The organism is Amycolatopsis sp. A1MSW2902, assembly GCF_017312175.1.
In the GTDB taxonomy this organism is placed as follows: domain Bacteria; phylum Actinomycetota; class Actinomycetes; order Mycobacteriales; family Pseudonocardiaceae; genus Amycolatopsis; species Amycolatopsis nivea.
Genome location: NZ_QJPO01000001.1, coordinates 378,005 through 401,150 on the forward strand (window position 1 = coordinate 378,005; position 23,146 = coordinate 401,150).

Consider the following 23,146-nt stretch of genomic DNA (forward strand, 5'->3'; position numbering starts at 1 on the left):
CCGGCAGGACCGTCGGCCGGTTCGGCCCGCGCGCTCAGCGGCCGAACAGCGATTTCAACTGCTCGGGAACGCGCTCGCCGCGAATGGGAATCTGTGCCGCGGCCTCCTCGATGTGCTGCAGGTCGCCGGGCGTCAGCTCGACGTCGAGCGCGCCAAGGTTTTCTTCGAGGCGGTGCAGTTTGGTGGTACCGGGGATCGGCACGAACCACGGCTTTTGCGCCAGCACCCAAGCGAGAGCGATCTGGGCCGGGGTGGCTTTCTTGTCGCCGGCGATCTGCTGGAGCAACTCGATCAGCGCCTGATTGGCCTGTCGCGCTTCGGGCGTGAAGCGCGGCAGGGAGCGGCGGAGGTCGTTGTCGGCCAGAGGCGTGCGATCATCGATTTTGCCGGTCAGAAAGCCTTTTCCGAGCGGACTGTAGGGCACCAGGCCGATGCCCAGCTTCTCCAAGGTCGGAATGATCTCGGCTTCGTGCTCGCGCGTCCACAACGAGTATTCGCTTTGCAGCGCCGTTACCGGCTGCACGGCGTGAGCGCGGGTGATTGTCGCCGCGCCCGCCTCCGACAAACCGAAGTGCTTGACCTTGCCTTCGGAAATCAGCTCTTTTACCGTGCCCGCCACGTCTTCAATGGGCACCTGGGGATCGACGCGGTGTTGGTAGAGAAGGTCGATGCGATCGGTGCGAAGACGCGTGAGCGACGCCTCGGTCACCCGGCGGATCTGCTCCGGGCGGCTGTCGAGCCCCGACATCGGGCTCGGTCCGTGTTCGCCGTGCCGGATGCCGAATTTGGTGGCGATCACCACCTGGTCGCGCACCGGAGCCAACGCCTGACCGACCAGTTCTTCGTTGGTGAAAGGACCATAGACTTCGGCGGTGTCGAAGAAAGTCACGCCGCGGTCCGCGGCCGCCCGCAGCAGTTTCGTCATCTCGGCGCGGCCCGGGGGCTCGCCGTAGAAGAAACTCATGCCCATGCAGCCCAGTCCCAGGGCCGAAACTTCGAGTTGCTGTCCCAGCAAGCGCTTCTGCACCGCAAATGCTCCTCAGTAAACATCATCCAGGCCATTGCTACTGCCCACAGATTAGGCAGGCCCTTCCGACATCTGGGAGATCCTGATGATGCAGGTACTGCGAGAACCCCTCTCGCCAGGACAGCGGCCCTAGATCGCGGTTTCTCCCTTGCCCAGCACGACAATCCCGAAATCGCTCACGTGGTAATGGCCGCGATCCCGCGCCAGGTCCACCCCGATGTGCGCACCGGGCGGGACGACGACGTTCTTGTCCAGGATCGCGCGCCGCACCACCGCGCCGCGGCCGACCCGTGCGCCGTCCAGCAGCACCGAACCCTGCACGACAGCGCCGTTCTCGATGAAAACATCCGGCGACAGCACCGAATCCACCACTTGTGCGCCGGAAATGATGCAGCCGTTGCTGACGATCGACTGGGTCGCCGTGCCGCCTTCCACGAACTTCGCCGCCGCGCGCTGGCCGGGATGGGCCAGGATCGGCCATTTCCGGTTGTACAGGTTGAAAATCGGCTGCGTCGAGATCAGGTCCGTGTGCGCGTCGTAATAGCTGTCGATCGTTCCGACGTCGCGCCAGTAACCGTGGTCCCGGCTTGTTTCGCCCGGCACCACGTTGCCGTTGAAGTCGTAAACCGCCGCCTCGGATTTTTCCACCAGCGCCGGGATGATGTCGCGGCCCATGTCGTGTTTGGACGCCGGGTTCTTGGCGTCCGCGTGCAGCGCGTCGAGCATCACCTGCGTCGTGAAGACGTAATTGCCCATCGACACATACGATTCGTCCGGCGAATCCGGCAGGCCGGGCGGGTCCTCGGGTTTCTCCAGGAACGCGTCGATCTTCGTCCCGTCCTCGGTGCTGATCACGCCGAACGAACGGGCCTCCGCACGCGGCACGCGAATCCCGGCGACCGTCACCCCCGCGCCGGACGCGATGTGCGCGTCGATCATCTGGCGCGGGTCCATCCGGTAGATGTTGTCCGCGCCGAACACCGCGATGTACGCGGGCGATTCGTCGTGCACGAGGTTGAGGCTCTGGTGGATCGCGTCCGCGCTGCCCTGGAACCAGCGCGGGCCGAGCCGCTGCTGGGCGGGCACCGGCGTGACGTACTCGCCGGTCAGCGACGACAGCCGCCAGGTCGTCGAGATATGCCGGTCCAGCGAATGCGATTTGTACTGCGTCAGCACGCAGATCCGGCGGATCCCGCCGTGCACCAGATTGGAGAGCACGAAGTCGACCAGCCGGTGCACGCCGCCGAACGGGACCGCGGGTTTCGCGCGGTCGGTGGTCAGCGGCATCAGCCGTTTGCCCTCGCCGCCGGCGAGGACGATTCCCAGCACATCGGATCCGTCGATCACGAAACCCTCCCGCACGCCTCGTAAACCCCGACCGTCGCGGCGGCGATCGCTGCCCAGCCGAACTCTCCCACCGCGCGGTCCCGTCCGGCGAGGCCCAGCCGGGTGGCGCGATCGCGATCCGCGGCCAGGTCGTTGATCCCGCGCGCAAGCCCGGCCTCGAAAGCGCCGGGCTCGTTCTCGTCGTAATGCACCAGCACGCCGGTCTCGCCGTCCGCGACCACCTCCGGGATGCCGCCGACGTCGCTGGCCACCACCGCGGTGCCGCACGCCATCGCTTCCAGGTTCACGATGCCGAGCGGCTCGTAGACCGACGGGCACACGAACACCAGCGCGTGCGTCAGCAGCTGGACGACCTCGGTGCGCGGCAGCATCTCCGGAATCCAGTGCACGCCGGACCGGTTCTCCTGGAGCTCAGCGACAAGCCCGCGGAACTCCGCGTCCAGCTCCGGTGTGTCCGCACCGCCCGCGCACAGGATCAGCTGCACGTCTTCGTCCAGCGCGGCCCCGGCGCGCACGAGATGCGGCACGCCCTTCTGCCGCGTGATCCGCCCGACGAACAACGCGTACGGCCGGTTCGGGTCGATGCCGTGTTTCTCCAGCACATCGGTGCCCGGATCGGGTTGGTACAGCTCGGTGTCGATGCCGTTGCGCACCACGTGCACCCGCGCCGGATCGACGTTCGGGTACGCGGCGAGCACGTCGCGCCGCATGCCGGAGCTGACCGCGATGATCGCGTCCGCCGCCTCGTACGCGTCGCGTTCGATCCACGACGACACCCGGTAGCCGCCGCCGAGCTGCTCGGCCTTCCACGGCCGCAGCGGTTCGAGCGAATGCGCGGTGATGACGTGCGGGATGCCGTGCGCGAGCTTCGCGAGATGGCCGCCGAGGTTCGCGTACCAGGTATGACTGTGCGCGAGATCGTGCCCGGCGAGGGCGTCGGCCATCGAGACCGCGATGTCCATGGTGGCGAACGCGGGCTGGGCGTACCCGTGCGCGTCGCGGTGCCCGTGCGCGCCGTCCGGGCGGTCGGGGCCCCAGCAGTGCACGTCGAGGTCGACCAGCGACCGCAGTTCCCGCGCGAGGAACTCGACGTGCACCCCCGCTCCCCCGTACACGTCCGGCGGGTACTCCCGGGTGAGCAGGCCGACCTTCATGGGTCGACCCTAGACGTCCGCCCCGGACGCACGCAGTACGGAAAGCGGGCGAATCCGGTTCGCCGCTCAGTGTTCGCGCCGTCCTACCACGACGGTCGCGCCGAGTTCGTCCTCTTCTTCCACCCACGCGACCAGCCCCGCCCGCCGCAGTTCGGCCGTCGCGGCGTCGGCTTGGCGTTCGCTGGCCTCGAAAAGCACGTGCCCGCCCGGAGCCAGCCACTCCGGAGCCTCGGCGACGACGCGACGGAGCACGTCGAGGCCGTCGGCTCCCCCGTCGAGCGCGACACGGGGTTCGTGGTCGCGCGCCTCGGGTGGCATGAGCGCGACATCGTCAGTGGGGACGTACGGGACGTTCGCGATCAGCACGTCCACCCGGCCGCGCAACCGCTGCGGAAGCGGGGCGTAGAGATCGCCTTGGTAGACCTCACCAGGCACGTTCTGCCGCGCACAGTCCACCGCGGCGGGCTCGACGTCCGCCGCGTGCAGCTCGATTCCGGGTACCTCGGCCGCGACCGTTGCGCCCAGTGCACCGGAGCCGCAGCACAGATCGAGCACTACCGACTGCTCGCGCGCGAACCCGGCAGCCAGCCGCACGAGCAGTTCCGTGCGGTGCCGGGGCACGAAGACGCCCGGCGCGACAACGAACCGGCGGCCGACGAATTCCGCCCAGCCGAGGATGTACTCCAGCGGTTCTCCGGCAACCCTGCGCTCGACCATTCCGGCCAGATCGCCCGATTGGCCCAGCAGAAGCCGGGCCTCGTCCTCGGCGAACACGCACCCGGCGGCGCGCAGCCGCGCGACAGTGTCCTCGAAGTCGCTCACGGCACCACGACGACGGGCCAGGTCGCGGCGCGCACCAGCCGGTTGCCGACCGAACCGACGAGCCGGTGCCCGCCCTGTTCGGAGGCGCCGACCACGACCATGTCCGCGTTCACCTCCTGCGCGGCCTGGCGCAGTTCGGGGAAGGTCTCGCCGCGGCGGACCACGAACGTGACCGGCACCTGCAGGTCGGCCGCCCGGTCGCGCAGTTCCGCGCGCAGCTGCTCGATCTCTTCCTCGAAGGTCTGCTGCTGCACGTCGACGACCGCGGCCGCGGCGAGGCCGGTCCACACCGTCGGCGCGGCCACGTACACCACGACCAGCCGCGCGCGCTGCCTCCGCGCGAGGCCGCCGCCGTAGGCCGTCGCCCGCAGCCCGGTCGGCGAAGTGTCCGCGCCGACCAGGATCACGCGCGGTCCGTCGGTGCCCCGTTCGTACGGGCCCGGGTCCCAGCTGGGTCCGTATTCCTCGACCAGTTGCTCCACCCGGCCCATTATGTCCGGCGTGCCGGACCTCGCCGGGTCGCGCCCGTCACCCTCGGGCACGCTCCGCAAGAAAATTCCCACCCAGTTGGATTTTGGGCCTTTCGGAGTACCCCGGGCGTCTCGTGCCTGGTAGCGTCCCCGCAACCTGAACACGCGTCCGGGAAGGACCGGGGAGCCCACACGCGTGCGGCGGCGAGGCGGATCGCGATGCGAGACGATGTAGTCGAGGCGAGTGCGGTGGTCGGGCACTCGCCCGAACAGGTGTGGCAGATAGTCGGCAGTCCGGAGCTGTACCCGAGGTTCGTCCCGGCGATCAGCTGGTGCGAGGTCACCGTTCCGGCCGAGCGCGGGCGCGGGCCGCACTGCCTGATCCGGCTGGCCCCGGACCGGCACACCATGGTCGAGGGCACGATTCACGCGGCGGTGTACCGCCCCGGCGAGCACGTCGTCTGGTGCGGCCTGCCGGACGAGCGCACCTGGGTGTCGGTCGAACTGCGGCCGGTCCCGCGCGGCGGCACCGAGATCGTGCTGCGGATGATGCTCCCGTCGCTGCCGCCGGAACACTCCGACCTGCTCGCCCGCGGCACGGCGAAAGGCCTGCTCAAGCAGCTGGCGAAGCGGATCGGGCAGCAGCTGTCCGGGCTGCCGGGCGACCCGCCGGAGCAGGAGCCCGCCACCGCCCTGCGCACGGCGAACACGCTGGTCCGCGCGGGCGTGCTGGCCGCGGGACGGCCGGACAAGATGGTCAAGCAGCTCAGTTCCCTCGCCCGCTGGGGCGCGACCCTGGCCGGCGGATACCTCGCCGCGACCGCGCGCGGGGCCGACGACGTCGCGGTGCACGACGAGCGCAACACGCGCACGTTCGGCGAGATCGACGAACGCAGCAACCAGCTGGCCAACGCGCTGGCCGCGCTCGACGTGAAGCCCGGTTCGCGGGTCGCGCTGATGTGCCGCAACCACGCGGCGATGATCGAGGCGTTCGTCGGCTGCAGCAAACTCGGCGCCGACGTCGTCCTGCTCAACACCGGTCTCTCCCCCGCCGCCGTCGAGGAGGTGCTCACGCAGCACCCGCCCGCCGCGGTGCTCGCCGACGACGAGTTCGCGCCGATCATCGCGTCGGTGCCCGGCGAATTCCCGCGCGTGAGCACGTGGGACGACGCCGACCAGGGCTACCGCACGCTCGACGAACTGCTCCAAGACGCCCCGACGACCCGGCCGAAGCCGAGCGAACACGAGGGCCGGATAGTCGTGCTGACCTCCGGCACCACCGGAGCCCCGAAGGGCGCGCGCCGTCCGACGCCGAAGGGCGTGAGCACGTCGGCGACCGTTTTGTCGCGAATCCCGTTGCGGGCACGGGACAAGATCGCCGTGGCCGCCCCGCTGTTCCACAGCTGGGGACTGGCCGCGATGCAGCTCGGCATGGCGTTGCGGGCGGAGCTGTCGCTGATCCGCCGGTTCGACGCGGAGCAGACGCTGCGCACGATCGCCGAGCACCGCTGCGACGCGCTGTTCGCGGTCCCGATCATGCTGCAGCGGATCCTCGACCTGCCCGAACGCGTGCGCAACCGGTACGACCTGTCGTCGCTGCGGATCGTGGCGAGCAGCGGATCGGCGATGCCGGGCGCGTTCGTGACGTCGTTCATGGACACCTTCGGCGACGTCCTCTACAACTTCTACGGCTCCACCGAGGTGTCCTGGGCGAGCATCGCCGACCCGGCCGACCTGCGCGCCGCGCCGACGTCCGCGGGCCGCTGCCCGCCCGGCACCCAGGTCGCGATCCTCGACGACGACCGCCGCCCGGTCCCGCCCGGCGACGAGGGCCAGATCTTCGTCGCCAACGACATGCTGTTCGACGGCTACACCAACGGTTCCAGCGTCCCCCGCGCGCACGACCTGATGGCCACCGGCGACGTCGGCTACCAGGACGCGTCCGGACGGCTGTTCGTCACCGGCCGGGCCGACGAGATGATCGTGTCCGGCGGCGAGAACGTGTTCCCGCGCCCGGTCGAGGAAGCGCTGGCCGCACTGCCGGGCGTCTCGGACGCGGCCGTGGTCGGCGTCCCGGACGACGAGTTCGGCCAGCGGCTGGCCGCGTACGTCGTGCTCCGCCGCGGCGCCCGCATGCACGCGGAGGACGTCCGGCACTACATCCACCAGCGGCTCGCGAGGTTCGCCGTGCCGCGCGATGTGTACTTCGTGCCGGAGCTTCCGCGCAATGCGACCGGGAAGATCGTGAAGCGGCTTCTCAACGACGACCTTTGGCCGATCGCGCAGGGGTAGGCCCTACGGCCCCAACGCGCGCCCAGCCGCCCTCCCCACCGCCTCCGCCACCGCGGCCAGCGACGGCGAGTCCAGCTTCCACTGCTGCCAGTACAACGCCACGTCCACCGCCCGGTCCGGCGCGAGATCCACCAGTTCCCGTCCGGACAGCTGCAGCTCCGGCACCATCCCCCAGCCGAGCCCGGCCGCCACCGCGTCCACAAAGGACACCGACGCCGGGATGCAGTGCCGGACGCGGCCCGAGAGCTTGCGCCGGGTCAGGCGGCGCAGGAACCGGTCCTGCAAATCGTCTTTCCGGTCGAACACCACCACCGGCGCGGCGGGCAGCCGCTCCGCGAGCGCGCCGCCGTCCAGCCAGCGGCGCACGAACTCCGCCGACGCCACCGCCCGGTACCGCATCGTGCCGAGGCGGCGGACGGTGCAGCCCTGCACCGGTTGCGGCGTCGCCGTGATCGCGGCCATCACCAGCCCCTCGCGCAGCAGGGCGGCCGTATGGTCCTGGTCGTCGCTGCGCAGGTCGAACGAGACCGGCGGTTCGGCGGGAACCTCTTCGAGCGCGGGCAGGAACCAGGTGGCCAGCGAGTCCGCGTTGACCGCGATCGGCAGCGTCGTCGGCTGGCCAGCTCCGCCGAGGCCCAGTTCCGCGCGGGTGTCGGATTCGAGCCGCGTCAGCTGCCGGGCGAACCGCACCAGCACCTCGCCGGATTCGGTGAGCCGCACGGGTTTCGACCGCAGCACGAGCACCCGGCCGATCCGCTGCTCCAGCGCCTTCACCCGCTGGCTCACCGCGGGCGGCGTCACGTGCAGGACGGCGGCGGCCCGGTCGAACGACTGCTCGTCGACCACCGCCAGCAAGGTGCGAACCTGGTCGAGCGGAAGATCGGACATCACGAACGCTTATCTTAGTTCAGAATCTTTACCTGGAATAATGCGGACGACCGCTTCTACCGTCGGCAGGGTGATCGCAGCGCTCAGCGCCGGGTTCGGCACCGGCTTGTCCCTCATCGTCGCCATCGGCGCGCAGAACGCTTTCGTGCTCCGCCAAGGATTGCGCGGAGGTCTCGTCGTGCCGGTGATCCTCGTCTGCACGCTGTCCGACGCGGTCCTCATCGCCGCCGGGGTGAGCGGGATCGGGGCGGTGCTGCAGCGGTGGCCGTCTGCGATCAAGGCGATCGCGATCGTCGGCGGGCTTTTCCTGGTGGGATACGGGATCCTCGCCGCGCGCCGGGCTTTCCGGCCGGGCACGCTGGCCGTCGCCCCGGCCGACCTGTCTTCGCCTAAGCGCGTCCTCCTCACCTGCCTCGCGCTCACCTGGCTCAACCCGCACGTCTATCTCGACACCGTCCTTCTCCTCGGCTCCGTCGCGGCCGGACACGGCGACAGCCGCTGGCTCTTCGGCATCGGCGCGGTGGTCGCGAGCGCCGTCTGGTTCAGCACGCTCGGACTCGGCGCGCGAAAGCTGTCCGACGTCTTCGCACGTCCCACCGCCTGGCGAATCCTGGACGGCGTGATCGCGACGACCATGACCGCGCTGGGAGTCGCGTTGCTGCTTCATCAGGGATAAACCAGCAGGCTTCCGGCGAACGAGACATTTAGCGTTGCTAATGACTCTGACTCAGAGCTAACTTCGAGGCATGCCCGCACCCCGGATCGACCTCGCCGAACGCGTTCTCGCCGCGGTGCTGGGCGTACGCCGTGTCGTGCGCCGCCGCGTGCGAGCCGAACTGCCCGGACCGCATCTGCCGGGCTCGCAGGTGGAACTGCTGCGCGTCGTGCACCGGAACCCGGGCATCGGCGTCGCGGCGGCGGCCCGGGAACTCAGCCTGGCCGGGAATTCGGTGAGCACGCTCGTGAACGTGCTCACCGAGGCGGGACTGCTGCGGCGCGAGGTCGATCCGGCCGACCGCCGGGCCGCGCGGCTGCAGCTCACCGACGCGGCCCAGGACCGGATGGCGACCTGGCGGCGTACGCGAACAGGCCTGGTTTCCGCCGCGCTCGCTCAACTGTCCGAAGAGGACACTTCGGCGATCTTCGCCGCGCTGCCCGCCCTCGAACGGCTCACCGAAGTGCTCAAGGAGGACACGTGAGCGAACCGGCAGTCCGCTGCACCGGAGTGCGGCACTCCTTCGGCACCACCGTCGCGGTCGACGGCGTGGATCTCGCCATCGAGCCCGGCGAGGTCTTCGGCCTGCTCGGCCCGAATGGAGCCGGGAAAACCACCACGATCCGGATGATCACGACGCTTTTGCCCGTCTCGCCGGACCGCATCACCGTCTTCGGGCTCGACGTCGCCCGCCGCCGGATGGCCGTCCGCCGCCTGATCGGCTATGTCCCCCAACAGCTTTCCGCCGACGGCGCGCTCACCGGCCGCGAGAACGTGTCGCTGTTCGCCCGGCTCTTCGACGTGCCGCGAGCCCAACGCGCCGCCCAGGTGCGGGAGGCACTGGAGCTGGTCGGCCTGGAGAACGACGCGGACCGCCCGGCCGGCCGGTACTCCGGCGGCATGATCCGCCGGCTGGAACTGGCGCAGGCGCTGGTCAGTTCGCCCCGGCTGCTGATCCTCGACGAGCCCACCATCGGCCTCGACCCGGTGGCGCGCTCGGCGGTCTGGGAGCGGATTTCCGAGATCCGCGCCCACACCGGGATGACCGTGCTCGTCACCACCCATTACATGGACGAAGCCGAGCAGTACTGCGACCGCGTCGCGCTGATGCACACCGGCAAGATCCGCGCGCTCGGCACCCCGGCCGACCTCGAAGCCGGACTGGGCCCGCAGTCCACTTTGGACGACGTGTTCCGGACCGTCACCGGGAACGCGCTCGACGCAGGAGGGATCCGCGATGTCCGCGCCGCTCGCCGCACCGCCCGCCGTCTCGGCTGACCCCGGCCCGCTGGGGCAGTTGCGCGTCCTGTTCTCCCGGATCGGCGCGATGTGCCTGGTGGAACTGCAGAAACTCCGCCGGGACCAGACCGAATTGCTCACCCGGGCGATCCAGCCCGCGCTGTGGCTGCTCATCTTCGGCGAAACGTTCACCCGGCTGCGCGCGATCCCGACCGGTTCGGTGCCCTACCTCGACTATCTCGCGCCCGGCATCCTGGCCCAGTCGGCGCTGTTCATCTCCATCTTCTACGGCATCCAGATCATCTGGGAGCGCGACGCGGGCGTCCTCGCGAAGCTGCTCGTCACGCCCACGCCGCGCGCGGCGCTGGTGGCGGGCAAGGCTTTCGCCGCCGGGGTGCGCGCCCTCGTGCAGGCGTTCATCGTGGTGATTCTCGCCGCACTGCTCGGCGTCGGGCTGACCGCGAACCCGTTGCGGCTGCTGGGCGCCGCCGTGGCCGTTGTGCTCGGTTCGGCCTTTTTCTGCTGTCTTTCCATCGTTATCGCCGGTTTGGTGCTTTCCCGCGAACGGCTGATGGGCATCGGCCAGGCGATCACGATGCCGCTGTTTTTCGGGTCCAACGCGCTCTATCCGGTGAACCTGATGCCGTCCTGGCTCAAGGTGCTGAGCCACGCGAACCCGCTCAGCTACCTTGTCGACGCCTTGCGGGGATTATTGATCGGCACCCCGGAGAACCTGTGGGCCGACTTCGGCGTCTTAGTGGGTGCGACCGCGCTGGCGATCGCGGTCGCTTCGGCTCTGCTGGGAAGGTTGGCTCGATGAAACACCCTCGTCCGCACACCGGTTTCTCACCGGGACAGGCATAGGTTGGGAACCGTGTCTCGTCGCAGGGGGATAGCCCCGTTCCTCGGATTGTGCGTGCTGGCCGGGATTCTCGTCGCGGGCACGCTCGCCCCGGTCGCGATCGGCGCCGGCGTGCTGTCCAACCAGGTCAGCGATTCGGTCGACGCCATCTCCGCCGATCTCGTGCACGCGGAGCCGCCGCTCGTCACCACGGTCACCGACCGGAACGGCGGGACGATCGCGACTTTGTACTCGCAGTACCGCATTCCGGTCACTCCGGCGCAGATCTCCCCGGCGATGAAAGCCGCGATCGTCGACATCGAAGACCGCCGGTTCTACAGCGAGGGCGGCGTCGACCCGCAGGGCATGCTGCGCGCCGCGGTGCACAACAGTTCCGGCGGGAACCTGCAAGGCGCGTCCACGCTCACGCAGCAATACGTGAAGAACTACCTCGTGAACGTCGTGGACCGCAACGACAAGGCGGCGCAGCAACGGGATCAGGAGGATTCGCTGGCACGCAAGCTGCGCGAGGCGAAGATGGCCGTGCAGCTGGCGCAGACCGTGTCCAAGGACGACATCCTCGCCGACTACCTGAACGTGGTCGAATACACCGGCACGGTGTACGGCGTCGGCGCCGCCGCGCAGGCGTATTTCGGGACGACCGCGGACAAACTGACCGTGCCGCAGGCGGCGCTGCTCGCCGGGATGGTGAACAACCCCAACATCTACAACCCGTACACGCATCCGGACAAGGCGCTCCAACGGCGCAATCTGGTGATCGATTCGATGGTGCAGGCGCATTCGATCCCGGCGTCCTACGGGGCGACCGCGAAGGCGACCCCGCTGGGCCTCAGCGGTGCGCGGCCGCAGGCGCCGGCGAGCACGTGCCTCGGCGCGGCTCCCGATGCCGGGTTCTTCTGCGCGTACGCGGTGCGCTATCTCGTGCAGTCCGGGCTCACGGTCGACCAGATCGACACCGGCGGATACACCGTGAAGACCACCATGGACCCGCACGTGAGCCAGGTGACGAAGGACGCGGTCGACGCGAACGTGCCGACCACGCAGGACGGCGTCGCCAACACGTTCGCGGTCGTGCAGCCCGGCGGCGACGGGCACCAGGTGCTCGCGATGGTCGCGAACCGCAACTACGGCACCGATCCCGACCAGGGCGAGACGTCCACGAACATCGTGGCCGACGCGAGCAACAAGTTCGGCGCGGGCTCGTCGTTCAAGATCTTCACCTCGGCCGCGGCGATGGTCGCCGGGAAGGCGGGCCTGAACACGCCGCTGCCGAACCCGTTCAGCGACTGTTTCAACCCGCCCAACATGAACCGGTACACGCACTGCTATCCGGTGAGCAACGACGGCACGAGCTACCCGAACCCGATCACGCTGGCCGCCGGGCTCGCGACGTCGCCGAACGTCGCGTTCGTCGGCTTGGAATCGCAAGTGGGCATGCCCGCGGTGCTGGACATGGCGCGGAAACTGGGTCTGCGCAACACGATGGCGACCAACGACGCGGGCAGCAAGCCGATCACCGACCCGTCGGACGCGCGGTCGAAGAACCCGCAGTACAACGAACCGCAGTCGCAGTATTTCCAGAACCTGCTGTCGTTCACCCTCGGCAACAGCCCGGTGAGCCCGCTGGAGATGGCGAACGTCTCGGCCACCCTGATGAGCGGCGGGATGTGGTGCCCGCCCGACCCGATCCTGTCCGTCACCGACCGCCACGGCCAGCCGGTCGCGCTGCACCAGCAGGCGTGCGAACAGGTGATCCCGCCCGGCGTCGCGAACACGCTGGAGGCGGGGCTGAGCCAGGACACCACCATCGGCACGTCCGCCCGCGCGGCCCAGTCGGCGGGCTGGACCCACCCGGACATCGGCAAGACCGGAACCACGCAGGAAAGCGAATCCGTCGCGTTCGTCGGCGGAGTCGACCACTACGCGGTGTCGTCCATGGTCTTCGCCGACGGCCCCCACCCACAGGAAATCTGCCCCGGCACCCCGGTCCACCTGGGCAACTGCGGCCACGGCGCCTTCGGCGGCACCGTCGCCGCGCCGCCGTACTTCGCCGCGATGAACCAGCTGCTGGCCGGACAGCCGGACGTCCCGATCCCGCCCCCGGACCCCGCGTACCTGGACGCGCACGCCTGAGCCGCCTGGGCTTTGCCGTGCGGGGAACCCTGATTCGCTCCCGGGTTCCCCGCGGAGCATCGGCAGCTCTCCGAAACTCGTCACGGAACGAGGTGATCACCCCTGTCCCGACGACCCGACCGGTCCGCCCAGTCGCTGGAGCAGATCGAAAACGCTGACTGGGGCGCCCCTCCCGCCGACGCGACCAGGCTGATCGAGACCGTGCATCGCTTGCGGCGCAAGCCCATCGCCCTGCTCACGGCCGAAGACCTCCGCCTCTTGCTCGGCCAGGACGTCGGCGTGCCGATCCTCCTGCCGCGCGCGCTGGCGATGCTGGAGCACGACCCCCTCTGCGAAGGCCACCTCTACCCCGGCGATCTGCTCGCGTCGACACTGCGCATCCCGCCGTCGCACTGGCACGCCCGCCCGGACCACCTCGAGCGGCTCGAACGCGTCCTCGCCGCGCTCGACACGACCGCCGAGGACTTCGACTTCCTCCTCCGCAAGCCCATCGCCAAGTTCCGCGAGCAGCTCGGTTCCTGATCGGCGCGATCCGCCGCACCCCGGCACCAAGCCCGCACCCACCACGATGGGCCACACCGACGGCTCAGCCCGCCAACCCCATCCCGACTGCGCTCCATGCCCCTGCGAGCGGCTCCGTTCCTGATCGGCGCGATCCGCCACACTCCGGCACCAAGCCCGCACCCACCACGGGGGCCACACCGCAGGCGCAGCCCACCAACCCCGCCCCGACTGCGCTCCGTGCCCCCGCGAGCGCCGTCCGATGTTGCGTCTTCCTGACGGTCGTAAAACGTATTACAGTAGCTGGACGCGTGAATGGCCGTCGTCTGAATTGGGGGCACGTGGTGCAGCTCCAGCCGAGTGCGCATGTCGACACGTTCTGCCGGGACCACCTCCCGCCGTTCGAGCAGTGGCCGCGGTTGTGGTTCGACCTGCCCGAACTGCAGTATCCCGACCGGCTCAACGCGGCCACGCGCCTGCTCGACGACACGATCGCGCGCTGGGGAGCCGACCGTCCCGCGTTGCTCTCCCCCACCGAATCCTGGTCCTACGGCGACCTGCTGACGCGCGCCAACCAGATCGCCCACGAGCTCACCGCGCAGGGCGTCGTACCTGGGAACCGCGTGCTGCTGCGCGGGCCGAACACCCCGTGGCTCGCCGCGTGCTGGCTGGGCGTGCTGAAAGCCGGCGCGGTCGCCGTCGCCACCATGCCGATGCTGCGCGCGCACGAACTGTCGAAGATCATCGAAGCGAGCACGCCCGTCATCGCCCTGTGCGACCACCGGTATCCCGAGGAACTGCAGTCCTTCGACCTCCCCCTGGTGCCCTACGGCGGCGACAGCCCCGACGACCTGGCCGCCCGCTGCGCCGCCCGTCCCGCGACCTTCGAGGACGTCGACACCGCCGCGGACGACGTCGCTCTCCTCGCCTTCACGTCCGGCACCACCGGCCGTCCCAAGGCGACCATGCACTTCCACCGCGATCTGCTCGCCATCGCCGACACGTTCTCCCGGCACCTGGTCAAACCCCGGGAAACCGACCTGTTCTGCGGCACTCCCCCGCTGGCGTTCACGTTCGGCCTCGGCGGCCTGCTGGTCTTCCCGCTGCACGCCGGCGCCGCGACGCTGCTCATCGAGCGCGCCACCCCGACCGAACTGGCCGACCTCGTCGCCGAGCATCACGTGACAGTCCTGTTCACCGCGCCCACCGCGTACCGCGCGATCCTGGCCTCCGACCGCCGCCCGCTGTTGTCCGGCTTGCGCCGCGCGGTGTCGGCGGGCGAGGCGCTGCCGGAATCCGTCGCGACCGACTTCCACGAGGCCACCGGCCACTGGCTCATCGACGGCATCGGCAGTACCGAAATGCTGCACGTCTTCATCTCCGCCGCCGACGAGGACGCCCGTCCCGGCGCGACCGGCCGCGTCGTCCCCGGCTACCGCGCACAGATCGTCGACGACAACGGAAACCCCGTCCCCGACGGCACCCCCGGCCGCCTGGCCGTCCAAGGCCCGACCGGATGCCGTTACCTCGCCGACGACCGGCAGACCGTCTTCGTCGAGGACGGCTGGAACCTCACCGGCGACACCTACGTCCGCGACTCCGACGGCTACTTCCACTACCGCGCCCGCAGCGACGACATGATCGTCTCGTCCGGCTACAACATCGCCGGGCCCGAGGTGGAGGAAGTGCTGCTGCGCCACCCGGATGTGCTGGAATGCGCGGTCGTCGCGGCCCCGGACGACGCGCGCGGCTCGATCGTCGCCGCTTACGTGGTCCTCAACGAGGGCGTCCCCGGCGACGACGCGAAGGTGAAGGAACTGCAGGACTTCGCGAAATCCCTTGCCGCGCCGTACAAATACCCGCGGCGGGTGGAATTCATCCCGGATCTGCCGCGCAACCCGAGCGGAAAAGTGCAGCGATACCTGCTGCGCCGCCGCGCGGCCGAACCGGTGAGCTGACTTCGGAAGCGCTCATCCTTACTGAACCGGCCCTCAGCCGCCAGCGTCGCCGGTGCCGACCGCCCTCCAAACCGGACCCCATCGACCGGCGAACTGGGTCCGTCAGAGCTTCCAGCCGAGCGTGACCACCGTGCCGTCCGCACCGGTCCGCACGTCCGCCTGGTCCGCCGTCGCCTGCACCAGCAGCAACCCGCGCCCGCGCACCGACACCGGATCGTCCTCGGCCTCGTCCGGCGGACGCCACTCGCCGTGGTCGGCGATCACGACCTCGACGCTGTCCGGCCGGCACACCGCGTCGAGGTCCACCAGCCCAGGTTCCCCCGGATAGGCGTGGTCCGCGACGTTCGCCAGCGCCTCGTACCCGGCCAGCACGATGTCGTGCGCGCGATCGTCCGGGATGCCGGACTCCAGCGCCCAAGCCAGCAACCGGTGCCGCAGCGCCCGCAGCGCCCCCGGTTCGGCCACGATCCCGTGGCAGCTCAGCGCGCGGGTGTCCTCCTGCACGTCCATCGTCAGCCGCCCGCTCCGGCGACCCCGGCCAGCGCCTGGTCGACCGAGGGGAACAGCGAGATCCACTCGTCGAGGCCGGTGGTCGTGAACGGCCGCGACGTGATCGAAGACGTGCTCACGACCCGCAGCGCGCCCGCGTCGAGCTTGCGGTGCGCGCCCGCCAGCACCTGCAGCCCGGACGAGCTGAGAAAATCGACCGCGCGCAGGTCGACCACCAGCACGCCGGGCTCGCGTTCGAGCACCCCGCCCACGAACTCGCCGAGTTCGGGCGCGGTGACCAGATCGATCTCCCCGCCCACGGTCACCACCGCGGCCGGCCCCCGCCACCGGACGGATACCTCGAGGTCGCCCGCGTCCTGCCCGTCTCCCGAAGCCACGATCACCGATCGTGCCCGATCGGAGGACGAATCGCCAGTGGACCACCGGACGGGGGCGCCATGATCCCTCCGCCCGGCCGCGCCCGCACTCCCCCATCGGCGGGGCTGGCAGGGGCCAGTCGCGGGGAACGGCACGTCAACGGTGGGGTGGGCTGGATGCGGCGATGCGGAGCTGGCCGCATGGGGTGGCTCTTCACCCGACCGGCGTCGGCCCGGGGCTCTTCATCCGACCGGCCTCAGTCCGGCAAGACTCCTCGCCCGACTGCACCAGGCTCAGCAACGACCCTTCGCCCAACCGGCCTCAGCCCAGCAAAACTCCTCACCCGACTGCCCCCGGCTCGGCAACGGACCTTCGCCCGGCATGTCCCCCATGGGGTTTTCTCCGCGGTGGGCCGAAGTTCCCGCCCCAGCCGACGGACCCGGCGCGCGTTGCCGACGTCCGTGAGGGCCACCCTCACGGAATCTGATTCCCTCAGGGTGGCCCTCACGGACCTCCACCGAGCGGAGCCGCGCAGCCCGGCTCGCCAGCCGGTGCTCCGCATCGCCCTGGCAAGCGCCGCTACCGCGACCCCGCCGCAAACCACGCTGCAGAGATGGCCCCAACGCCACATTGGGTGCGTTCCACGCACCCCAATGGGGATTTTTCATCTTGTTGGTGCTGGTTAGGTGGGGTTGACGGGGCTGGTTGTGGTTGTGCTGTAACGGAGTTGCGGGGCGGGCGTGGGCCGGGCGGGAACGCGGCGGAGCCCCCGGATGTTGATCAAGTCGTGACTCGAGAAAAAACGTCCGGGGGCTCCGCTCTCACTGTCTCACAGCAGGTTCTGGCCTCGTATCGCAGCGTGTTGCCGGTGTCGCCGCCCACGATCGCGATGCTGGCCGGGTTGATCGGCCGCCGCCGCCGGGCGATCGGGTCGCGGTGGCGCAAGGCGTCCCCGGCCGAGCAGGCGGTGCTGGTGCTGGCGATGCTGCGCCACGACCAGCGCCTGCTGGACCTGTCCCGCGCCAACGCGGTGTCGGCCGCCACGCTGCGCCGCTGGCTGCTGGAGGCCATCGACCTGCTCGCGGCCCGGGCGCCGCGGCTGGGGCGGGTGCTGCGGCGGCTGGCCGCCCGCGGCGCGGCGGTGGTGCTGGCCGACGGGACCCTGATCCGCACCCGCCGCCGCACCGGCACAGACAATCGCCGCAACTACAGCGGCAAGCACAAACACCACGGCCTCAACGTCCAAGGCCTCACCGACGAACACGGACGGCTGCTGTGGGTCTCGGCCGCGCTGCCGGGCAGGACCGCCGACATCACCGCCGCCCGCCGCCACCGGCTGCGCGACCGCCTCCACGCCCACGGCCTGACCCCCGCCGCGGACAAGGGCTACCAGGGCTGGCACAAAGACGTCCGCGACACCCGCCACTGCCCGGACTGCGGCGGCCCCTGCGCGCAGATCGTGCTCACCCCGTTCAAAGCCGAAACCAACCGGCCGCTCACCGAGCCGCAGAAACAGGCCAACAGCGTGTTCAACGCGATGCGCTGCGCGGTCGAGGGCGGCTTCGCCGCCCTCAAAACCTGGCGCGTCCTCGACAAACTCCGCATCGCACCACGCCACGCCACCACCCTCGTCCGCGCCCTGCTCGTCCTCACCCAGCACGAACAAGCCGTCCGCGACACCGCCCAGCCCACCCCGGCCTGACAACTACCACACCCCGTCAACCCGCCATGAACAGCACAAACCAGGATGAAAAATCCCCAATGTGGCGTTCGGTGCGTCAGACGCACCCAATGCCGCATTGGGGCACCAAAGAGAACCGGAGAAGAGCAAGGGGCTTCGGCCGACCAGGTGCCCGCCTCACCGTCGATCACCCGGCGAATATCCGTCGCACGACCCGCCCGCAACCAGGCCAGACCAACTGCCCAGCGGCACTTCCGTCCTCAGGCGAACGTCCGGATCAGCCGCCGCCCAGTCCCCCGCCCAGCAGCGCCCTGCACTCAAGCGAACCGGTCCGGATCAGCGCCCGCTCAGCGGCGTTCCCCCGCTCAGGCGAACGTCCAGCCCAGTCCCCGTCCAGCAGCACTCCCGCTCTCAAGCGAACGTCCAGCCCAGTTCCCCGTCCAGCCGCGCCCTGCACTCAAGAGAACCGGTCCAGATCAACCGCCGCCCAGCAACGCCCCCGCCCTCAAGCGAACCGATCCGCATCAGCCGCCGCCCAGTCCTCCGCCCAGTCGCGAGGCGGCTCCGCCAGCAACTGCCCCGGTTCCAACCACTCGTACCACTCCGCGTAGGACAGCACCGTCCGCGGATCCACCCGGCGGCGCAGCAACCTCGGCGACAGCTCCGCCGGGTCCGAGACTCCCATCGCCGCCATGATGCGCATCGCCGAGGCGACCGTCGCCTCCTGGTATCGCCGCACTCGCTCGGTCTTGTCGCCCACGTCCAGCGCCCGTCCCCGGCGCGGGTCCTGCGTCGCCACCCCGACCGGGCATTTGTTCGTGTGGCACCGCTGCGACTGGATGCATCCCACCGCGAACATCATCGCCCGCGCGGCGTTCGTGTAGTCCGCGCCCTGGATCAGCCGCTTCACCACGTCCGCCCCGGTCGCGACCTTTCCGCTCGCCCCGAGCCGGATCCGGTCCCGCAGACCGGTGCCAACGAGTGCATTGTGGACAATGTGCAGCCCCTCGGTGAGCGGCGTGCCAAGGTGATCCGCGAACTCCAGCGGGGCGGCCCCGGTACCGCCTTCAGCACCGTCGACCACGATGAAGTCCGGCGTGACCCCTTCGGCCAGCATCGCCTTGCACACCGCCAGCACCTGCACCCGCGAGCCGACGCACAGCTTGAACCCGGTCGGTTTCCCACCAGCCAACTCGCGCATCCGGGCGATGAACTGCACCAGTTCACGCGGCGTCGAGAATACCCGGTGATATGGCGGGGAAACGACCGTTTCTCCCACGGGAACCTCGCGCACCCGGGCGATTTCCGCATTAACCTTGGTACCCGGCAGGACACCGCCCATCCCGGGCTTTGCGCCTTGTGAAAGTTTCAGGGAAACGCATTTCACCGCGTCCTGCGCGGCTTTGTCGGCGAAGGTCGACGGGTCGAAATCTCCATCCGAGGTTCGGCAGCCGAAGTAGCCGGTGCCGATTTCCCAGATCAGGTCGCCGCCGCCCCGCAGGTGATACTCCGACAAGCCGCCTTCGCCGGTGTCGTGGGCGAAACCCCCGCGGGCGGCACCTTGGTTCAATGCGAGGATCGCGTTGCTGGACAAGGAACCAAAGCTCATCGCGGACACATTCAGCAACGCCATCTCGTACGGCTTCGTACAGTCCGGCCCGCCGACCCGGACTCGCGGCGCGTGATCCGGAACCGGCACCGGCGCGAGGGACGGGACGAGGAATTCGTATCCCTCGGCGTACACGTCGCGCTCGGTGCCGAATGGTTCTTCCGCGGCCGTGCCCTTGGCGCGCTGGTAGACAATGGACCGGACGTCGCGGTCGTAGGGGCGGCCGTCGAAGTTGCGTTCCACAAAGTACTGCTGCAATTCCGGCCGGATGCTTTCGAGCAGGAACCGCAGGTGCCCGAGCACCGGATAGTTCCGCAGCACCGAATGCCGCCGCTGGATCACGTCGTACACCCCGGTCGCCGCGAGCAGCAGCAACGGTCCTGCCAGGAACCACCACCAGGGCGACACCGTCGCGCTGAGCACTGCCGCGCCGGCCGCGAGCACGACCAGTCCCGCGACCAGTCCGAATCGGACCACACTGAGTCTTGCCACGGCGTCGAAACTAAACCCAGCGGCCACGACGTGCAGGTCGGCTAGACCAGCGCGGGCTTTTCGACAGCCGCGGCCAGTCGCTTCGAGCGGACCGCGAGGACGATCAGCACCGCCGGGAACAGCAGGTCGCAGACCAGGACGCCGCCGGTGTTGCCCGGCGCGTGGTCGCCGTTGGCGAACCACTGGTACACGTGGCCGATCAGCGCGCCCCACAGGAACATCCCGGCGCCGAGGCCGACGGTGATGCGCTCCCGGGCGGTGGCCGACGACGAGGCGGCGCGGAAGCCCATCACCGCGAGCCCGAGGTTGGCGAACGCGATCTCGAACTGGAACGGCGAGCGGGCGAACCCGATCGTGTCGGCCATCACGCCCGGCATGCCGAGGAAGGCGAAGACCATCCAGAGGCTGCCGCAGCCGAGCGCGGCGACAGCCCACCACCGCTGCCAGGTTTCGAGCCTGACCTGCGGCGAAGGGCTCTTCCGGGTGCGGATCAGCGCGCCGGCGACCGCGATCAGCGGCCAGATCAGGGGGAACAGGGTCTGAGCGACGTAAGGGATCTCCATGCCGATGAGTCTTGCATAGTTAATATTAACTCGTCAACACTCCTGGTAGGCTCCCTCCCGTGGACGACGGACTTGCCGAAGCGCTTCATCGAGTGGTGTACCTGCTGGGCGAAGCCGCGCGGAAACGCGCGGACGACTCAGCCGGGCTGACCTACAGCCAGCTGCGCCTGCTGGGCACAGTGGACGACATCGAACCCGCGACACAGCACCAGCTCGCGCAGGCGATGTCGGTGTCCGACCCGGCGATCAGCCGCGCGCTGCGCCCCCTGGAATCAGCCGGGCTCGTCCAGGTGCGCCAAGACCCCGACCACGCACGACGGCGACTGGTCACGCTCACCGACGCGGGCCGCAGAGCCTTCCACGACACCGGGAAACCGCTCCGGGACGAGTTCCGCGAGGCCTTGCTGAAGGCGGGTTTCCCGTACGAGCAGTACCTGCGCGACACCGAGCGGCTCGCCGAACTGCTGTCCTGAAGCAGTCACCTGGCGACGCCAGACATGTCGTCAGAGGTCTAAGTTCGTCATAACTTGACGAAAACAGGGCTCTTCTTGCCGTCTCACTGCAGGAGGGGAGTTATGCTGAGGCCATGCTGATCCGCTTCGAGGTCTCGAACCACCGCTCGATCGACGACCCCGTGGAGCTCTCCATGGTCGCGATCGACCAGGACCGCGAAGCTGCGCGAGCGGAGCCGCTTCTGGGGGAAAGCCTGCTGCCGGTCGCAGCGATCTTCGGTCCCAACGCATCGGGCAAGTCCAATATCGTCGCGGCCTTTGCCTGGCTTCGCGACGCTGTAGAGCAGTCCCTGCGGACCTGGGACGAGGAAATCCCCGTCGAACCGTTCGCGTTCGGGGCCGGTCCAACGTCTCCCAGCCAGTACACCGTGGAGTTCACCATCAGCGGGGTTCGGTTCGAGTACATCCTCGAATTGGACGTCGCCAAGGTGCGCTACGAGGGGCTGTTCCACTACCCGGAGAAGAAGCGCCGTCGGATTTTCGAACGCGACGGGCAAGAACTGAAGCTCCAGCGCGGCCTCGGCAATCTGTCCGGGACCCGCGAGCTGCTGACGGAACGAACCCTGGCCCTGTCCATCGCGCGCCGATTCGACGAACCGCTGGTTTCCGACTTTTCACGGGCGATCGTGCGCACTCAGACCATGAGGCCTGCCCCCGGGCACGGCGCACCGCGAAATCGGGACGGGAGGCTGCCGTCCGCTAGTCAATTGGAATCGACATTTCGGTTTTTCCAGCAACCCGGCCAGCCCTCCCTCTTCGAGGAAGACGCGTTTCCGAACGTCACGAGCAGAGAACGCGCGCTGGCGCTTCTGCGGCTGGCGGACCTCGGCATCGACGACGTCGTGATCGACCCCAGCCAAGCCGGTATCGAACCGCTGAGTCGACGGATCCGGCTCGTGCACCGAGTGGCCGACGAGCGCGCGTCGCTGGATTTCGCGGCGGAGTCGGATGGAACCAGAACCTGGTTCCATCTCATCGGCCCAGTCCTGACAGCGCTGCACGAGGGGTCTCTGCTGCTGTTCGACGAACTCGACGCCAGTCTGCATCCGAAGCTGTCCGCGCAACTGGTCCACCTGTTCCACGATCCGAGCACCAACCCGCTCGGCGCCCAACTGGTCTTTACTTCTCACGACACGAATCTGCTCAACCACCTGAACCGGGACGAAGTCTGGCTCACCGAGAAGAACGTCCGAGGCGCCACCCGGTTAGGTGCACTGGCCGAGTTCGCCGGAGAACGGGTGCGCAAGTCACAGAACCTGGAGACCGCCTATCTGCACGGCCGGTTCGGAGCACTGCCGCAAGTCGACCAAGCAGATTTCCTCCGCTCGCTCGGATTGATCGGCTGACGACGTTGTCTCCGCGCAGAACACAAGCCAAATCGCTGAAACGCGCTACCGCGAGGCGTCCGGAGCGACGGACAATCGTGGTCTTCACCGAAGGAAAGAACTCAGAACCGGACTACGTCAACGGATTGAAGCGGCTTCCGCACATCGCCCACGACGTTGCGCTCAATCTGGAATTGCATCCCCAGCACGGTGTGCCGCTTACTCTCGTCCGGCTTGCGGCCGAGCGCGGCAAGGACCCGGAAATCGACGAGTGCTGGTGCATTTTCGACGTCGAATGGCCTAGGAACCATCCGAACCTCGACGCCGCGGTCGCCCTCGCCCGCAAACACGGCATCGGCCTGGCGATCTCGAATCCGTGCTTCGAACTCTGGCTGGTGCTACACCACAAAGACTTCGACAAGTTTTGCACGACGGCGGACATCGAGCGAGCGAGTCGCGCGCTGGACAACAGGGCAGGGAAGAGCATTGACGCCTCCCAGTACCTGCCGTATCGCGCGCAGGCAGTTCGCCGCGCTCTCAGCCTGGAGAAGCGCCATCGCCGCAACGGCACGAGTTTTCCGCACGACAATCCCTCGTCCAGCATGAACGCATTCCTTCACGCCGTGGAAGGGGAGCAACCGCCCGACGACGCCGTGAGCTGATCTCGGGCCGCCACAACCCTGCCAAAA

Annotated in this window: 22 protein-coding genes; 12 read left to right on the top strand and 10 right to left on the bottom strand. The window is 69.1% G+C overall.

All coding sequences use genetic code 11. The features are described from left to right. Positions 1-34: 34 nt before the first annotated feature. From DMP23_RS01805 to DMP23_RS01825, 5 genes are all read right to left on the bottom strand, one after another. A complete protein-coding gene (locus DMP23_RS01805; RefSeq protein WP_134732925.1) occupies positions 35-1,027 on the bottom strand; it encodes an aldo/keto reductase in 993 nt (330 codons plus the stop codon). A gap of 129 nt (positions 1,028-1,156) precedes the next feature. After that, entirely contained in the window at positions 1,157-2,374 is a 1,218-nt protein-coding gene (gene glgC / locus DMP23_RS01810) for a glucose-1-phosphate adenylyltransferase (RefSeq protein WP_275294692.1), read from the bottom strand. Continuing rightward, positions 2,371-3,528: a glycogen synthase gene (gene glgA, locus DMP23_RS01815; RefSeq protein ID WP_134663472.1), complete on the bottom strand. Its 1,158-nt coding sequence runs from the start codon at positions 3,526-3,528 to the stop codon at positions 2,371-2,373. The genes glgC and glgA overlap by 4 nt, the downstream gene beginning before the upstream one ends. Positions 3,529-3,594: 66 nt before the next feature. After that, entirely contained in the window at positions 3,595-4,350 is a 756-nt protein-coding gene (locus tag DMP23_RS01820) for a putative protein N(5)-glutamine methyltransferase (RefSeq protein ID WP_134732921.1), read from the bottom strand. Further along, positions 4,347-4,892 (bottom strand): universal stress protein, encoded by a 546-nt coding sequence (locus DMP23_RS01825; RefSeq protein ID WP_337819954.1) that lies wholly within the window; start codon positions 4,890-4,892, stop codon positions 4,347-4,349. The genes DMP23_RS01820 and DMP23_RS01825 overlap by 4 nt, the downstream gene beginning before the upstream one ends. 147 nt (positions 4,893-5,039) lie before the next feature. On the opposite strand from DMP23_RS01825, the gene DMP23_RS01830 reads away from it, so the two are divergent. After that, complete coding sequence (locus DMP23_RS01830; protein ID WP_037818776.1) at positions 5,040-7,112, top strand: AMP-binding protein; 2,073 nt, start codon at positions 5,040-5,042, stop codon at positions 7,110-7,112. Between the two features lie 3 nt (positions 7,113-7,115). Here DMP23_RS01830 and DMP23_RS01835 read toward each other — a convergent pair whose 3' ends face one another. Further along, complete coding sequence (locus tag DMP23_RS01835) at positions 7,116-8,000, bottom strand: LysR family transcriptional regulator ArgP (RefSeq protein ID WP_337819955.1); 885 nt, start codon at positions 7,998-8,000, stop codon at positions 7,116-7,118. Between the two features lie 70 nt (positions 8,001-8,070). Here DMP23_RS01835 and DMP23_RS01840 point away from each other — a divergent pair, with 70 nt between their 5' ends. The 7 genes from DMP23_RS01840 (at position 8,071) to DMP23_RS01870 (ending at position 15,408) form a co-directional block, all read left to right on the top strand. Continuing rightward, positions 8,071-8,676 (top strand): LysE/ArgO family amino acid transporter, encoded by a 606-nt coding sequence (locus tag DMP23_RS01840; RefSeq protein WP_337819956.1) that lies wholly within the window; start codon positions 8,071-8,073, stop codon positions 8,674-8,676. A 70-nt stretch (positions 8,677-8,746) separates the two neighbouring features. Continuing rightward, positions 8,747-9,199, top strand: coding sequence for a MarR family winged helix-turn-helix transcriptional regulator (locus tag DMP23_RS01845; protein WP_275294695.1), 453 nt, complete (start codon positions 8,747-8,749; stop codon positions 9,197-9,199). After that, positions 9,196-9,993 carry an ATP-binding cassette domain-containing protein gene (locus tag DMP23_RS01850; RefSeq protein ID WP_037818772.1) on the top strand — a complete coding sequence of 266 codons (798 nt, stop codon included), beginning with the start codon at positions 9,196-9,198 and terminating at the stop codon, positions 9,991-9,993. The genes DMP23_RS01845 and DMP23_RS01850 overlap by 4 nt, the downstream gene beginning before the upstream one ends. After that, positions 9,953-10,774 carry an ABC transporter permease gene (locus DMP23_RS01855; RefSeq protein ID WP_134663478.1) on the top strand — a complete coding sequence of 274 codons (822 nt, stop codon included), beginning with the start codon at positions 9,953-9,955 and terminating at the stop codon, positions 10,772-10,774. Before DMP23_RS01850 ends, DMP23_RS01855 begins: the two co-directional genes overlap by 41 nt. A 45-nt stretch (positions 10,775-10,819) precedes the next feature. Continuing rightward, a complete protein-coding gene (locus tag DMP23_RS01860) occupies positions 10,820-12,949 on the top strand; it encodes a transglycosylase domain-containing protein (protein WP_337819957.1) in 2,130 nt (709 codons plus the stop codon). A gap of 144 nt (positions 12,950-13,093) precedes the next feature. Beyond that, complete coding sequence (locus DMP23_RS01865; RefSeq protein WP_337824341.1) at positions 13,094-13,471, top strand: contact-dependent growth inhibition system immunity protein; 378 nt, start codon at positions 13,094-13,096, stop codon at positions 13,469-13,471. Between the two features lie 323 nt (positions 13,472-13,794). Continuing rightward, positions 13,795-15,408 carry an AMP-binding protein gene (locus DMP23_RS01870; RefSeq protein ID WP_337824342.1) on the top strand — a complete coding sequence of 538 codons (1,614 nt, stop codon included), beginning with the start codon at positions 13,795-13,797 and terminating at the stop codon, positions 15,406-15,408. 102 nt (positions 15,409-15,510) lie between these two features. Here the strand turns inward: DMP23_RS01870 and DMP23_RS01875 are convergent, their stop codons facing one another. Then, positions 15,511-15,918: an ATP-binding protein gene (locus DMP23_RS01875; RefSeq protein WP_037818767.1), complete on the bottom strand. Its 408-nt coding sequence runs from the start codon at positions 15,916-15,918 to the stop codon at positions 15,511-15,513. Between the two features lie 2 nt (positions 15,919-15,920). Next, entirely contained in the window at positions 15,921-16,295 is a 375-nt protein-coding gene (locus tag DMP23_RS01880) for an STAS domain-containing protein (RefSeq protein WP_051172419.1), read from the bottom strand. Between the two features lie 848 nt (positions 16,296-17,143). On the opposite strand from DMP23_RS01880, the gene DMP23_RS01885 reads away from it, so the two are divergent. After that, complete coding sequence (locus DMP23_RS01885) at positions 17,144-17,977, top strand: transposase family protein (protein WP_337819958.1); 834 nt, start codon at positions 17,144-17,146, stop codon at positions 17,975-17,977. A 484-nt stretch (positions 17,978-18,461) separates the two neighbouring features. On the opposite strand, the gene DMP23_RS01890 is transcribed toward DMP23_RS01885, so the two are convergent. Both DMP23_RS01890 and DMP23_RS01895 read right to left on the bottom strand, forming a co-directional pair. Next, positions 18,462-20,057 (bottom strand): FMN-binding glutamate synthase family protein, encoded by a 1,596-nt coding sequence (locus DMP23_RS01890; RefSeq protein WP_337819959.1) that lies wholly within the window; start codon positions 20,055-20,057, stop codon positions 18,462-18,464. Positions 20,058-20,098: 41 nt separating this feature from the next. Further along, complete coding sequence (locus DMP23_RS01895; RefSeq protein ID WP_337819960.1) at positions 20,099-20,620, bottom strand: DUF6790 family protein; 522 nt, start codon at positions 20,618-20,620, stop codon at positions 20,099-20,101. 59 nt (positions 20,621-20,679) lie between these two features. Between DMP23_RS01895 and DMP23_RS01900 the strand changes: the two genes are divergently transcribed. The 3 genes from DMP23_RS01900 (at position 20,680) to DMP23_RS01910 (ending at position 23,119) form a co-directional block, all read left to right on the top strand. Beyond that, complete coding sequence (locus tag DMP23_RS01900) at positions 20,680-21,093, top strand: MarR family winged helix-turn-helix transcriptional regulator (RefSeq protein ID WP_037818764.1); 414 nt, start codon at positions 20,680-20,682, stop codon at positions 21,091-21,093. A gap of 113 nt (positions 21,094-21,206) precedes the next feature. After that, positions 21,207-22,478: an AAA family ATPase gene (locus DMP23_RS01905; protein ID WP_337819961.1), complete on the top strand. Its 1,272-nt coding sequence runs from the start codon at positions 21,207-21,209 to the stop codon at positions 22,476-22,478. Positions 22,479-22,555: 77 nt separating this feature from the next. Beyond that, positions 22,556-23,119, top strand: coding sequence for an RloB family protein (locus DMP23_RS01910; RefSeq protein ID WP_078870727.1), 564 nt, complete (start codon positions 22,556-22,558; stop codon positions 23,117-23,119). Positions 23,120-23,146 lie beyond the last annotated feature (27 nt).

Excerpts from the sequence above, each read along its gene's own strand:
- glgA (WP_134663472.1), bottom strand. The coding sequence starts at position 3,528 with ATGAAGGTCGGCCTGCTCACCCGGGAGTACCCGCCGGACGTGTACGGG.
- DMP23_RS01830 (WP_037818776.1), top strand. The coding sequence starts at position 5,040 with ATGCGAGACGATGTAGTCGAGGCGAGTGCGGTGGTCGGGCACTCGCCC.
- DMP23_RS01835 (WP_337819955.1), bottom strand. The coding sequence starts at position 8,000 with ATGTCCGATCTTCCGCTCGACCAGGTTCGCACCTTGCTGGCGGTGGTC.
- DMP23_RS01845 (WP_275294695.1), top strand. The coding sequence starts at position 8,747 with ATGCCCGCACCCCGGATCGACCTCGCCGAACGCGTTCTCGCCGCGGTG.
- DMP23_RS01855 (WP_134663478.1), top strand. The coding sequence starts at position 9,953 with ATGTCCGCGCCGCTCGCCGCACCGCCCGCCGTCTCGGCTGACCCCGGC.
- DMP23_RS01875 (WP_037818767.1), bottom strand. The coding sequence starts at position 15,918 with ATGGACGTGCAGGAGGACACCCGCGCGCTGAGCTGCCACGGGATCGTG.
- DMP23_RS01895 (WP_337819960.1), bottom strand. The coding sequence starts at position 20,620 with ATGGAGATCCCTTACGTCGCTCAGACCCTGTTCCCCCTGATCTGGCCG.
- DMP23_RS01905 (WP_337819961.1), top strand. The coding sequence starts at position 21,207 with ATGCTGATCCGCTTCGAGGTCTCGAACCACCGCTCGATCGACGACCCC.